Origin of the sequence: Centipeda noxia ATCC 43541, assembly GCF_000160555.1 — a bacterium.
GTDB classification, from domain to species: Bacteria; Bacillota; Negativicutes; order Selenomonadales; family Selenomonadaceae; genus Centipeda; species Centipeda noxia.
Genome location: NZ_GG749278.1, coordinates 147,445 through 160,846, shown reverse-complemented (window position 1 = coordinate 160,846; position 13,402 = coordinate 147,445). Strand labels below are relative to the sequence as shown.

Here is a 13,402-nt window from a genome sequence, read left to right as displayed (position 1 = left end):
GAATTTGCATGGCATCATGGGAAATGTCGAAGATCCGTGCGAGGATTGGCGCGAGCATATGACAGAGTTCTCCAATCTGCTTATATTTCAAAGATGTCATGCGAGCGTAAGAAAAGCGCCTTTTCGAGCCATAGCGGACTATATATTTTCAGGGAAGCCAAGAAATGCGCAGGTCTTGGCTTCCGAAGAGAATAAAAAGCAGGTCATGGATTATATTGCGCAGAATCAAATCGAAACTGTCCTGTTAGAGTCTCCTTATGCCGGGGAATACATTGATTATGACCGCTTAAAGGCCAAGAATATAAGCATCATCACGTTTGCGCATAATGTAGAATATGAATTTCAAAAAGATGTGCTGTCTAAGTTTGGCTTTTTATCAAAGTTGGAAATAAACCGTACCTACCACTATGAGAAAGTGAATTTAAGGAAAGCCGATCGGGTTATTTCTATTTCTCCTGCTGATTATCATCTTTTGCAAAAAGAGTTTCAATTGGACAATATTGTATATATGCCGACGCCTTACCTTCGCTCAGAGCATAGATGGCATGATACGAACAGTGAATATATTGTATTTAACGGCACGCTGGATTTTTATCCAAATTATTACAGCATGAAGCACTTTGTATCGTCGGTGTTTTATCCATTTGTCGAAAGGCATCCGGACATAAAACTTCTCATTACTGGAAAAAATCAGGAATCGGTTCAGAAGGAATTTCGGCATAAAAATATCGAATTTACAGGATTTCTTGCGGAAGAGGAACTGTATCGTCTTATGGAGAATTGCTTGTTCCTTGTTTCCCCGGTTATAAAAGGATCCGGGACAAAAATGAAATTGGTTCAGGGCCTTTCCATGGGGATTCCAATCATTGCGTCCACGCATTGTTTTGACGGTGTTCCCTTTGATGAGAAACAGCCTGTTCCATATTTCGTAGCGGATACGAAAGAGGATTATATTCGCTGTATGGAATGCTTGTTGTCACATCGCGGGGAACGCGAAGAATTGTCTGCAAATGCAGACATTTTTTTCAAGGAGCAATACGATTATCGGTACAACAAAAAAAGATGGCAGGAATTGCTCTTTTGACAGTTGGATTTAAATGTTTGGATGTGTTTCTGTGAACTAGAGACTCTTATATTTGTGTCAAAAGGAGAAGGCTTATTTTGAAGCAGTTACCCAAAATAACGATTCTTACAGCATCGTATAATGCAGCTGCAACGATTGAACAGACGATAGTAAGTGTTGTTTATCAGGATTATCCCAATCTTGAATACATCATAATTGATGGGGGCTCTACAGATGGAACGATTGATATTTTAAAGAAGTACGAAAAAGATGGACTGCGTTGGATTAGCGAACCAGATCATGGGCTTTATGATGCACTGAATAAAGGTGTTGGTATGGCATCGGGAGAGTATATAGAGGTCCTTGGCGGGGATGACGCGCTGACCGATTATCACGTAATTTCTCGTGTTGTTCAGAAAATGAAGCCTAATATTGATATATTTGCAGGCGGTGTTTGGTCTGTAGATGAAAAAAGTGGGACACAGTATGAATTTATAAATTATGCATTGCTCAACGGCGGAGAATATTTTGGTGATATGCCGCCCCATGCTGCTATTTTTGCTCGAATCGAGTTGTTGTTGAAATATCCTTTTGACAGGCGTTATAAAATTGCGGCAGATGCTAAGTTTTTTCTGCAATGTTATTTTGATAAAACAGTCCACATTCAATATAGTGATGAGCTTATTGCATATTTTGCGAACGCAGGAATAAGTTCTGATGAAAATGCATGTGCGGAGGAATATAATCGTATTTATCATGAAATGGAGTTGCCATTTCACAGCCCTAACGATGCATATGCCTCACCTTTTAAGGTTGCGGTTAAAACTTGTTTGAAACGCATAGGTCTATTTTCTTTATGCAAGGCGATATGGAGCCCTGTAGCCCGTATTTATCGTGTACGATATAAGTGGCAGAAACATCAATGTACAAATGAGATTTGTCGTTGGTGCAGGAGAACAGGTTCCAAATAAAGAGGCGATTTGTTGTGCCAGAGCTTTATATAGAGACAAAATGAGGAGTTTGGGAGAAACGCGGCGTTTCGTTGAATGGAGTTTTGGGAAGAAGTGGTGTTATGACGAAAAAGGCTTTACTTACTGGCATTACTGGGCAAGATGGATCCTATTTAACGGAACTTTTACTTGAAAAGGGCTATGAGGTCCATGGCATTATCCGTCGGCACAGTACACCCTGTACGGAGCGGATCGATCATCTCGTGTCTGACGCTCAGTATGACGGGCGTCTCTTTCTCCACTACGGCGACCTGACGGATTCGAGCAATGCACATGCGCTGATCCGGGAGATTCAGCCGGATGAGGTCTATAACCTCGCTGCACAGTCCCATGTGGCGGTTTCATTTGAAGTGCCGGAGTATACAGCAGAGGCGACGGGTGTCGGAACGATCCGTCTGCTTGAGGCCGTGCGGCAGAGCGGACTGCCGATTCGCTTCTATCAGGCATCGACATCGGAGCTCTTCGGTGGGCTTCCGGATACTGCACCGCAGAGTGAGACAACGCCGTTTTATCCGAAGTCGCCCTACGGTGCGGCAAAGCTATATAGTTTCTGGATTACGAAGAACTACCGCGAATCCTACGATATGTTCGCGGTCAACGGCATTCTCTTCAACCATGAGTCGCCGCGCCGCGGGGAGACCTTTGTGACGCGCAAGATCACGCTTGCTGTTGCCCGTATCCTGTCTGGGAAGCAGGAGAAGCTCTCCCTTGGCAACCTTGACGCAAAGCGTGACTGGGGGTTTGCGGGAGACTATGTCGAAGGGATGTGGCGGATGCTCCAGCAGAAAAACCCAGATGACTATGTGCTTGCGACGAATGAGACACATACCGTGCGCGAATTCGCGGAGCTGTCCTTCCGTGAGGCGGGCATTGAGATCGCGTGGAGTGGAAGCGGTGTTGAGGAAAAAGGCTATGATGCGCAGTCCGGTCGGCTGCTTGTTGATGTCGATCCGCGTTATTTCCGCCCTGCCGAGGTGGAACTTTTGTGGGGCGATGCGTCAAAGGCAGAGCGGGAACTCGGCTGGCAGCGCAAGGTGTCTTTCGCTGACCTCGTCCGCATGATGGTACGGGCGGATATGGAGCAGTACGGGCGCTGAGATTCCCGTTGAAGGAGAGCATGTATGCATATTGTTCTGCTTTCAGGCGGTTCGGGGAAACGTCTCTGGCCGCTGTCGAATGATATTCGTTCCAAGCAGTTCATTCCCCTTTTTCGTCAGAGTGACGGTACGCGGCAGTCGATGGCGCAGCGTGTCTGCGGACAGGTGCGACATGCGATTCCGGATGCAGAGATCACGATAGCGACATCGAAAGCACAGGTTTCTGCTTTGCGCAGCCAGCTGGGCGATATGGTCGACATCTGTGTAGAGCCATGCCGCCGTGATACGTTTCCAGCGATCGCGCTCGTCAGTGCCTACCTGCACGATGTGAAAGGCGTCGCGCTCGATGAAGCGGTTGCCGTCTGCCCGGTTGACCCCTATGTTGAGGATGCCTATTTTGCCTCGGTTCGGCATCTGGCGCAGCTTGCGGCAGAAGGCACGGCGGACCTCATGCTGATGGGCATTGAGCCGTCCTATCCGAGTGAGAAGTACGGCTATATCATGCCGCAGGATCAGGAGAATGTGAGCCGCGTTCTTTCTTTCCGGGAAAAGCCGGATGAAGCTGCTGCAAAGGAGTACATCGAGCAGGGAGCACTCTGGAACAGCGGTGTCTTTGCATATCGTTTGGGCTATGTTTTGGAACGTGCCCAAGCCTTGCTCGGATGCTCGGACTATGAGACCCTGCTTTCGACATATGATCGTCTTGAAAAGATCAGCTTTGATTATGCCGTTGTCGAACGGGAAAAGCATGTTGGCGTCCTGCGCTATGCGGGCGCGTGGAAGGATCTCGGTACATGGAACACACTGACCGAGATCATGGAAGAAGCGACCCTCGGTGATGTCACAACGGATGATCGCTGCAGCGGCACCCATGTTGTGAATGAGCTGGATGTCCCGATTCTGGTCATGGGCGGACAGAATCTCATTGTTGCCGCAAGCCCCGAGGGGATCCTCGTGGCGGATAAAGCAGCGTCGAGCCATATGAAGCCTTATGTTGAGCAGATCAGTCAGCCCGTTATGTTTGCTGAGAAGTCATGGGGGAGTTTCCGCATCATTGACGTTGAAGAGGGCAGCCTGACCATCAAGGTGACGCTGAATGCGGGGCATGCGATGAATTACCACAGTCATGCGTATCGCCGTGAGATTTGGAATATCGTCAGCGGCAGCGGGACGGTTCTGCTGGACGGAGAGGTGTGCGCCGTCGCACCGGGGGACGTCATAGAGATCCCGGCGGGCATGAAGCACAAGATCAGCGCGCAGGAGCGCATGGTTGTGATCGAAGTCCAGATTGGCGAAGCTATCCTAAAAGAGGATAAAATCAAGTGGTCAGATGAGGCCGGGGGTGCAGTACGATGATGAAAAAAGATGCAAAGATCTACGTCGCCGGGCATCGCGGTATGGTCGGGTCCGCAATTTGCCGGGAGCTGGAACGGCAGGGATATACCAATATCATAACGCGCACCCACGCTCGGCTCGATCTTTGCAGACAGGATGCGGTGGATGCCTTCTTTGCAGAGGAAAAGCCGGAATATGTCTTCCTCGCAGCGGCAAAAGTGGGCGGTATTCAGGCGAATTCCGAGGCACCAGCGGATTTTATGTACCAGAATATGATGTTGGAGATGAACGTTATTTACTCCGCGTGGAGAACCGGCTGCAGGAAACTCGAGTTTCTCGGTTCGTCCTGCATCTATCCGCGCATGGCGCCGCAGCCGATGAAGGAGGACTGCCTGCTGACATCGCCGCTCGAGGAGACGAACGAGGCATATGCCCTCGCAAAGATTGCAGGTCTGAAGTACTGCGCGTACCTGAACAAACAGTATGGGACAGACTATATCTCAGTGATGCCGACCAATCTCTATGGTCCGAATGACAACTACCATCCGGAGCACAGCCATGTGCTTCCTGCCCTGATCCGGCGCTTTCATGAGGCAAAGGAAGCGGGAGCTCCGTCCGTGACCTGCTGGGGCGATGGCTCGCCCTTGCGCGAGTTTCTCTACGTCGACGATCTTGCCAATCTCTGTGTGTACTTGATGAATCATTACAGCGGAGATGAGACAGTCAACGCGGGGAGCGGAAAGGAAATCTCCATTCGAGAACTCGCCGAGCTGGTTGCACGCGTTGTTGACTATCGCGGCGAGATTTTGTGGGATACAAGTAAGCCGAACGGGACACCGCGCAAGCTTCTTGATGTCTCGAAAGCGGCGGCTCTTGGGTGGCGGTACAAAATGGAGCTTGAGGATGGAATCCGTTTGGCCTACCAGGATTTTCTGAACAATCCGATGCGTGCCGAAAGGTAAACTCCTCAGTAACAGGAAACTGCTTTATTGCGGAAAGATTAAAACCTGCGTTGACAGCTTACATTGATGCATCTATACTATTGTGTAGTAGGTGTGTACTTTATTGTATCCGCGATTTACGCAGAGCCTCAACGACTCCACATATAGCAGGGAGCTTTTTCTGAATGAAATTATTTCTGAAGATTTTTTCCATCTTCACGCCGAAGGAACTCCGTTACTGCGCGTTTCTTGTGATTGTGATGATGGTCGGCGCTGTTCTTGAGGCGATTGGCATTGGTGCTATTTTGCCCCTCATCTCCCTCATGGGGCAGCCGGATTTTCTTGTACAGCATCCGGAAATAGCGGGATATGCGGCGAAACTTGGCATTACGACCCATACAGAGCTTATTATTGGGCTGTCGCTGCTGCTCATCATTCTTTATGTATTGAAAAATCTTTACCTTGCATGGCAGCTTCGTCTGCAGATCAACTTCTCAATTTCCAATCAGATTCAGTTCTCAAAGGAGCTGATGGCGAATTACCTTGCCAAACCGTACCTTTTTCATCTAAATCATAATACGGCGGTACTGCTTAGGAATGTTAATAGCGGTGGTGTCGTTATTTTCTCGAATATATTGATTCCGACATTCCAACTGCTCACGGAAATCATAACGGCGTTGACGATCTGGCTGATGCTTGTTTTTGCCGATCCGTTCACTGCGATTGTTGTCGCTGGAGTGATGGGGGGGCTGATCTACACACTGCTTCGATCGTTTCGACGCAGAATTGCTGGGACTGGACAGATACAGAATGCATATGCTGCGGCGTATGTTCAGGCAGTGAATCAGGGCTTGGGTGCCATCAAAGAGACCAAGGTGATGCGTAAGGAGCAGTTCTTTCTTCAGGAATTCATACATAACTACGAAAAATATGGACTGGCAAATGGACAGTTTATGTTTTTGAATCAACTCCCTCGCATTATTATTGAGACGCTCATTGTATGTGCATTGCTTTTCCTCATCATTGAGAAGATGGCGATGGGATATACGCCGATGGAGATCGTTCCTCTGCTCGGTGTCCTGGCACTTGCGGCATTCCGCTTGATGCCAAGTGCGAACCGTATTATAACGCTTTCAAACGGTATCAAATTCCAACTCCCGCTGTTTAACGAGCTGTATCGCGAACTTCTTGCGATTAAATCCCGCAAATATCACCAACGGAACCTCAAGATGGCAGATCTGCCGCCGTCGCTTCCCTTTGCTGATGTGATCCGCGTGGAGCATCTGGGATTTTATTATCCGGGCACTTTAGAGGAGGTGCTTACGGATGTCAGTTTTTCGATACCGAAGGGAAGCTTTGTTGGGATTCTAGGGCCGTCGGGTGCGGGAAAAACCACATTTGTTGACATCCTCCTGGGGCTTTTCGTTCCAATGCGCGGTAGGATCACCGTTGACGGCGTCGACATTCGTCAAAAGCTGCGTGCATGGCAGGCGAATATCGCCTATGTTCCGCAGTCGATTTATCTAACCGATGCGACCATTCGCGAGAATGTGGCATTAGGAGAAGCCCCCGATGAAATTGATGATGAGCGGGTTCATAAAGCACTTGCGATGGCGGAACTTGATGCATTTGTAAATGCCCAGCCAAAGGGAATCGAAACGATGGTCGGCGAACGGGGCGTCAAGCTCTCCGGCGGACAGCGGCAGCGTATCGGCATTGCGCGTGCAATCTATCAGCAGCCGGAGGTCCTAATTCTTGACGAAGCGACCTCTGCACTTGATACGGAGACAGAAAAGAGCATCACGAGTACAATAATGAAATTCAAAGGACAAATTACAATTATTGCCATTGCACATCGCATCAGTACCCTGGCTGAGTGTGATTTTAGGGTGCGGTTTGACTCTGGCAAAGCAGAAGTTTTATAAACGGATAAAATCTCTTATAAGAGATCATGAAAGGTACAACGTATGCGCATCTTGGCAATCATTCCAGCACGAGGTGGATCCAAGGGAATTCCCCTTAAAAACATTCGTATGATGAATGGGAGACCGCTCATTTCCTATGCAATTGCCAATGCCAAAAAAAGCAAATATATTACCGATATTTTTGTAACAACGGACAGCAAAGAAATTGCGGACGTAGCGCATTACTATGGAGCCAATATTATTGAGCGCAGCGAAGAGCTCTCCGCAGACTTAGTTACGTTGGATCCGGTTGTTTATCATGCAAGAATTCAGGCTGAAAAGAAGTGCCGCTGTACTTTTGATTATGTTGTGACAATGCAGCCGACATCCCCGCTGTTAACCGTATCAACGCTGGATCATGCAATCGAATATACTGTAGACAGAGGATACGATACGGTTATCAGTGTAGTCAACAGACCCCATCTTTCATGGGGACGGCGGGAGAATGGAGAAGTGTATTCACTTTATGAGGAGCGTAAAAATCGGCAGGAGCTCCCTCCTCAGTATTTAGAGACGGGGGCGTTTGTCATTGCACGTGGTCCTTGTGTCAGACAAAACACGCGAATCGGTGAGAAAATATCTGTTTTTGAAGTAGATGAAAAGGAAAGTATTGATATTGATGGGCCAAATGATTGGATCCTATCCGAGAGCCTAATGCGGCGAAAACGCATTATTTTTCGCGTGGACGGTTATGTCGAGTTGGGTATGGGACATATATACAATTGCATTACGTTAGCACTTGCAATGATCGACCATGATGTACTGATTGTCACGCATGAAAAAGCGGAGCCGGGCATAACGAAGATTAAGGAGACAAATCTTCCATATCGGACATTCCGAGAGGAATCAGAGATGGACGAAATAATTGCATCCTATCGTCCGGACATCTGGGTAAACGATTGCTTGAATACAACGGAAGAGTACGTTCGTAAACTCAAGTCACTCGTTCCGCGCGTTGTTACAATTGAAGACCTCGGCTCCGGCATAAATGCGGCAGACGCCGTAATTAATGCACTGTATGATGAAGATGAGCCAAGAAGAAATATATATAGCGGCTATAAATACGTATGCCTTCGCGATGAATTTCAGATGGAGGAGCCAAAACCCTTTTCGAAGGAAGTTAAAAATATCGTCATTATGTTTGGCGGAACGGATCCGTCGAATCTGAATCGATTGGTCTATGACGCATTGATGTCACAGAATGATCGCTTCAAGGGGATACGTTTTTTCTTTATTACGGGCATCGGATATGATAACGAGGCGAACGGAGTTGTTACCTGTTCAAAAAAGAACATCTTTGTTTACCCAAACGTACCACGTGTGACAAAATATCTGAAGGATGCCGATCTTGTCATTATGGGGCAAGGACGATCCATCTTTGAGGCTGCATGTATGGGTGTTCCGGCTGTTGTTCTTTCGCAGAATGAGCGTGAAATGTCGCATAGTTTTGCACAGATGGAGCACGGCTTTCTTAATCTGGGCCTCGGGAAGAGCGTCGATGCCTCACTTATCTTAAATACACTTGAGTGGCTCGTGAGCACAGCTGCCGTCCGTGAAAATATGCATAACTTGATGCTACAAACTCCTTTGAAAAGAGGGTTAGAACATGTAAAACGTATTATTTTAGGGGAGGATAATATTGAACATAATTATTGAACTCGGATAATCGTGAGAGAGGTGTAAGTGATCTTTTTAGACTTGTTTTTGGAGGGATGAATGAGATGATTAATCGTTTTGATGAAAGCAAGGCATTTGATTATGAAAACGGATTTTATCTGACTACATCGGTCAACCGTATGGGGAATATTTTGGCGCACTATGAATTGTACAAGAAAATCATTGACTTGCCTGGAGCAGTTGTAGAGTGTGGCGTCTTTCGGGGAGGAACTCTTATCCAGCTCGCTACTTTTCGGGAATTGCTTGAAACGGAGAACTCGAGAAAAATTATCGGATTCGACGTGTTTGGAGAATTTCCTGAGGCGAAGAATGTAGCAGATCAAAAGTTTCGTGAAAGTTGGGTAAATGAGACTAACAACGAATTTTTGACGAGGGAGGAGTTAGCTCAAAGCTTTGCCTACAAGGGGATTGGAAACGTCGAACTCGTGAAGGGAGATATCTTAGAAACGGCAAGGCAGTATGTCGCTGATCATCCAGAGCTAAAAATTGCATTTTTGCATATTGATACAGATATATATGAGCCAGCGAAAGAGGCGCTCGATGTCTTTTATGACCGTGTCGTGAAAGGTGGAGTTGTAGTATTTGACGACTATGGGACGGTGGGTGGTGAGACTCTGGCAGTGGATGAGTTCTTCGGTGAATCGGTGCCGGAGCTTCGAAAAATCCGTTTTTCTCATGGGAAGCCAAGTTACCTCGTTCGATAGGAGTATATTTTCAGCCTCATGTTTAGAAAATAAATAGTTGGAGGGAAATCTCGTTGAGCAGGATCGTGGAGCACTGTAAAAAAGGAAAGTTTTCTCTTATTGCCGAGATTGGTGTTAATTACTATGATATTGCAAAGAAACTGCACATATCTCCGATGGAGGCAGCGAAGTTCATGGTGCTCTCTGCTCGGAACGCAGGCGTTCATGCAGTCAAATTCCAGACCTATAAAGCCGAGACGCTCGCATCAAGATACTCTCCCTCATATTGGGACACGACGGAAGAGCCGACCTCCTCGCAGTTCGAACTCTTTAAAAAATTTGACTCATTTGGAGAACCTGAGTATCAGAAACTCAGCAGATTCTGCGATCAGATCGGCATCGAGTTTTGTTCGACGCCGTTTGATTTTGAATCCGCTGATTATCTGGCTCCCTTGATGAACGTGTATAAAATCTCTTCATCGGATCTTACCAATCTGCCGTTCATCGCGCATATGGCAAAGAAAGAAAAGCCGATTCTCCTCTCGACCGGCGCGTCAAATCTCGATGAAATCAGTGCGGCCGTTTCTTGTATACGAAAATATAATAATGAAGAACTTATCCTTCTTCACTGCGTTCTCGAATATCCGACGCCGTATGAGCATGCAAATCTCGATAAGATTAGGGCTTTGAAAAAGGCTTTTCCTGAAGTTACAGTTGGATACTCCGATCATACAAAACCGGATACTTCTTATGATGTTATTAAGACGGCATATCTTCTTGGTGCGACTGTTATTGAGAAACATTTCACTGTCGATAAGACACTGCAGGGAAACGATCATTATCACGCAATGGATCCGCACGATGCAGAAAATATACTTGCGGCAATCTATTATATTGACAAGATCAAAGGAAAAGATAAACTCTGCGCACTGGAGAGTGAGCAGCCGGCTCGAGAGAATGCGAGACGTTCCATCGTTGCAGCTGTAGATATCCCGGCGGGTACGATGATTTTGGAAGAGATGCTGACGTTTAAGCGGCCAGGGCATGGAATCTCGCCGAAAGAGCTCTCGAGTGTTCTTGGTAAAACAGCAAAAGAAACAATTAAAGGAGACACGGTTTTGATGAAAGATATGCTGAGGTGATATATACTATGCGGCCCGAAAACCTTCATGCGGAGCCTTTGCTTCGTTTTGGAAAACCTTATGCGGATATATGGAAAATCAAAACAGATTTCCATACTCAGAACCGAATCTTGTTAAGTGAAAGGCAACGTATAGCAGAGATTTATTCTCAGCAGCCGTTGCGCAGCGTATGCAAAATATGCGAGCAGAAGATAAGAGAAGGTGACACCACATTTATTTCGCATGGGATAAAATATATCGTATGCTCTCATTGTGGACATTTGAATGGAGCATATCAAGAAACTGCTGCGTTTAGTGAGCAAGTATATGAGCAAGACGATTATGGAAAAGTCTATCGCGGGGAAACAGAGGAACGGAATGCATATAAGGAACGTGTAGAGGCGGTCTATCTTCCAAAAGCGAAGTTTATGATAGAGGCAATGACTAGCAGTATGCCGGAACAGACACTCAATAGGATGAAATTCTTGGATGTAGGTGCCGGTTCCGGATATTTTGTTGCGGCGATGCAGCGCCTCGGTCTGCATGCGCAGGGGATTGAGATATCTGCAGATCAAGTCCGTTGGGGAAGCCAATTTGTTGATGAAGGAGCATTGGTCCATTTCGCATACAATGATATTGTCAATCGTATCTTAAATGCAAAGGAGGATGTTGTCTCCTTCATTGGCGTCTTAGAACATATTGTAGATTTACATGAAGTGCTGCAGGCAATTGAGGATAACCCGCATATTAGATATGTATTCTTTTCTGTGCCTTTATTTTCTTATAGTGCTATTTTTGAAAGTATCCATCCGGCGGTCTTTAATCGTCAGCTTGGAGGTACACACACACATCTGTTTACCAATGAGTCGATTGAATGGCTGTGCGGTCGTTTCAATTGGGAAATGATTGGCGCATGGTATTTCGGAACGGATATTGCGGATATGATACGCATGGTTATGGTTGAAGCGGAGATGGCCGGCAATCAAGAAGTAAGTATCTATTTCAAAGATAAAGTGGCTCAGATATTAGACCAATTGCAGATCGTTATTGATCAACAAAAATTCTGTTCAGAAGTACATATGTTGATTCAAAAGAAAGATAATATACAATCAATAACATGAAACTTTTCCAGCATTTTCTTTGTATATATAGTTAATAGTGGGGGAATAAAAGTCGTGGATATTGGAAATAGAATATATTCTCTCTGCGCAAAACTTTTTCCGATTTGCCGCAGCATTACCGGAAATGGCGTGCGGGAGACACTTCGTATTTTACAAGAAATTGTTCCGGAAATGACGACCCATGAAGTATCCAGCGGCACGAAGGTTTTTGATTGGACCGTACCCAAAGAATGGAATATCCGCGATGCATGGATAAAAAATGGGCAAGGGGAGAAAATCCTCGATTTTCAGGAGACGAATCTTCATGTTATGGGCTATTCTGTTCCTGTGGATAGAGAGGTATCTCTGGATGAACTTTTGCCCCTTATCTACACACAACCAAATCAGCCGGATGCCATCCCATACGTTACGAGTTACTATAGGGAGCGCTATGGATTCTGCATGACGCAGAATCAAAAAGATGCGCTTGTTGATGATACCTACCATATCTATATTGACAGCGAACTCAAAGACGGCAGCCTGACTTATGGGGAGCTCAGAATTCCCTCTACGGAGGGAAATACCGAGGAAATTTTCCTCTCGACCTATGTTTGTCACCCTTCAATGGCAAACAATGAGCTCTCCGGACCGGCAGTTACGATATATCTTGCCAAGAACATTCTTTCCCAGAAACGGCGTCGCTATAACTATCGCATCATCTTTATACCGGAGACAATTGGTGCGATTACTTATCTCAGCGAATACTTGCCCGAAATGAAAAAAAATGTGCGTGCAGGATTTAATATTTCCTGTGTTGGGGATGACAGGACATACTCCTATGTTGCTTCGCGCTATGGGGAAACACTTGCAGACAGAGCCGCAAAAAATATTCTCTCATTCCATTACCCAAATTATAAAAGCTATTCTTTTTTACAGCGTGGTTCCGATGAGCGTCAATACAATGCACCAGGAGTTGATCTCCCAGTGTGTGCCGTCTGCCGCTCTAAATACGAGGAATATCCTGAATACCATACAAGTAAGGATAATATGAATCTTATTTCACCGAGCGGACTGCAGGGGGCTTATGAAGTTTATCACGATATTATTGAAGCGTTAGAACATAATGTGTGCTATCGAGTCAAATGTATCTGTGAACCTCAACTTGGTAAGAGGGCTTTATACCCCTCTGTCAGTCAAAAGGGGGGATTTGGAGAACTGAAAGGGATGCTTGATTTTATTGCCTATGCAGATGGTAAAAATGATATCATTGACATTAGCAATCAAATCCGAGTGCCTGTAAAAAAACTTATCTTAATTGCAGAAAAATTATTAGAGAATCAGTTGCTTGAGAGTGTGAGAGAATGATTAGGCATGGGGGATGACGTTGTTGGTGTGAAGTGCAGAGCAGAAG

Annotated in this window: 11 protein-coding genes; all 11 read left to right on the top strand. The window is 46.1% G+C overall.

Translation table 11 applies throughout. The features are described 5' to 3' along the window. The coding region (locus tag HMPREF7545_RS00795; RefSeq protein ID WP_006693755.1) for a glycosyltransferase at positions 1 to 1,084 on the top strand (1,084 nt) is incomplete at its 5' end. 77 nt (positions 1,085 to 1,161) lie between these two features. After that, positions 1,162 to 2,034, top strand: a complete 873-nt coding sequence (locus HMPREF7545_RS00790; protein ID WP_006693754.1) for a glycosyltransferase family 2 protein — start codon at positions 1,162 to 1,164, stop codon at positions 2,032 to 2,034. Positions 2,035 to 2,135: 101 nt separating this feature from the next. Next, positions 2,136 to 3,170 (top strand): GDP-mannose 4,6-dehydratase, encoded by a 1,035-nt coding sequence (gene gmd / locus HMPREF7545_RS00785; RefSeq protein ID WP_006693753.1) that lies wholly within the window; start codon positions 2,136 to 2,138, stop codon positions 3,168 to 3,170. Positions 3,171 to 3,194: 24 nt separating this feature from the next. Next, on the top strand, positions 3,195 to 4,526 hold the full coding sequence (locus HMPREF7545_RS00780) for a sugar phosphate nucleotidyltransferase (RefSeq protein ID WP_006693752.1): 1,332 nt from the start codon (positions 3,195 to 3,197) through the stop codon (positions 4,524 to 4,526). Continuing rightward, complete coding sequence (locus HMPREF7545_RS00775; protein ID WP_006693751.1) at positions 4,523 to 5,467, top strand: GDP-L-fucose synthase family protein; 945 nt, start codon at positions 4,523 to 4,525, stop codon at positions 5,465 to 5,467. Before HMPREF7545_RS00780 ends, HMPREF7545_RS00775 begins: the two co-directional genes overlap by 4 nt. Before the next feature lie 164 nt (positions 5,468 to 5,631). Beyond that, positions 5,632 to 7,371 carry an ABC transporter ATP-binding protein gene (locus tag HMPREF7545_RS00770; protein ID WP_006693750.1) on the top strand — a complete coding sequence of 580 codons (1,740 nt, stop codon included), beginning with the start codon at positions 5,632 to 5,634 and terminating at the stop codon, positions 7,369 to 7,371. Positions 7,372 to 7,413: 42 nt separating this feature from the next. Further along, a complete protein-coding gene (locus HMPREF7545_RS00765) occupies positions 7,414 to 9,066 on the top strand; it encodes a cytidylyltransferase domain-containing protein (RefSeq protein WP_006693749.1) in 1,653 nt (550 codons plus the stop codon). Between the two features lie 56 nt (positions 9,067 to 9,122). After that, positions 9,123 to 9,791 (top strand): TylF/MycF/NovP-related O-methyltransferase, encoded by a 669-nt coding sequence (locus HMPREF7545_RS00760; protein ID WP_006693748.1) that lies wholly within the window; start codon positions 9,123 to 9,125, stop codon positions 9,789 to 9,791. Between the two features lie 155 nt (positions 9,792 to 9,946). Then, positions 9,947 to 10,912: an N-acetylneuraminate synthase family protein gene (locus tag HMPREF7545_RS00755; protein ID WP_081443562.1), complete on the top strand. Its 966-nt coding sequence runs from the start codon at positions 9,947 to 9,949 to the stop codon at positions 10,910 to 10,912. Positions 10,913 to 10,920: 8 nt separating this feature from the next. Next, complete coding sequence (locus tag HMPREF7545_RS00750) at positions 10,921 to 12,012, top strand: class I SAM-dependent methyltransferase (protein WP_006693746.1); 1,092 nt, start codon at positions 10,921 to 10,923, stop codon at positions 12,010 to 12,012. 54 nt (positions 12,013 to 12,066) lie between these two features. After that, positions 12,067 to 13,356 (top strand): DUF4910 domain-containing protein, encoded by a 1,290-nt coding sequence (locus HMPREF7545_RS00745; protein WP_248681265.1) that lies wholly within the window; start codon positions 12,067 to 12,069, stop codon positions 13,354 to 13,356. Positions 13,357 to 13,402 lie beyond the last annotated feature (46 nt).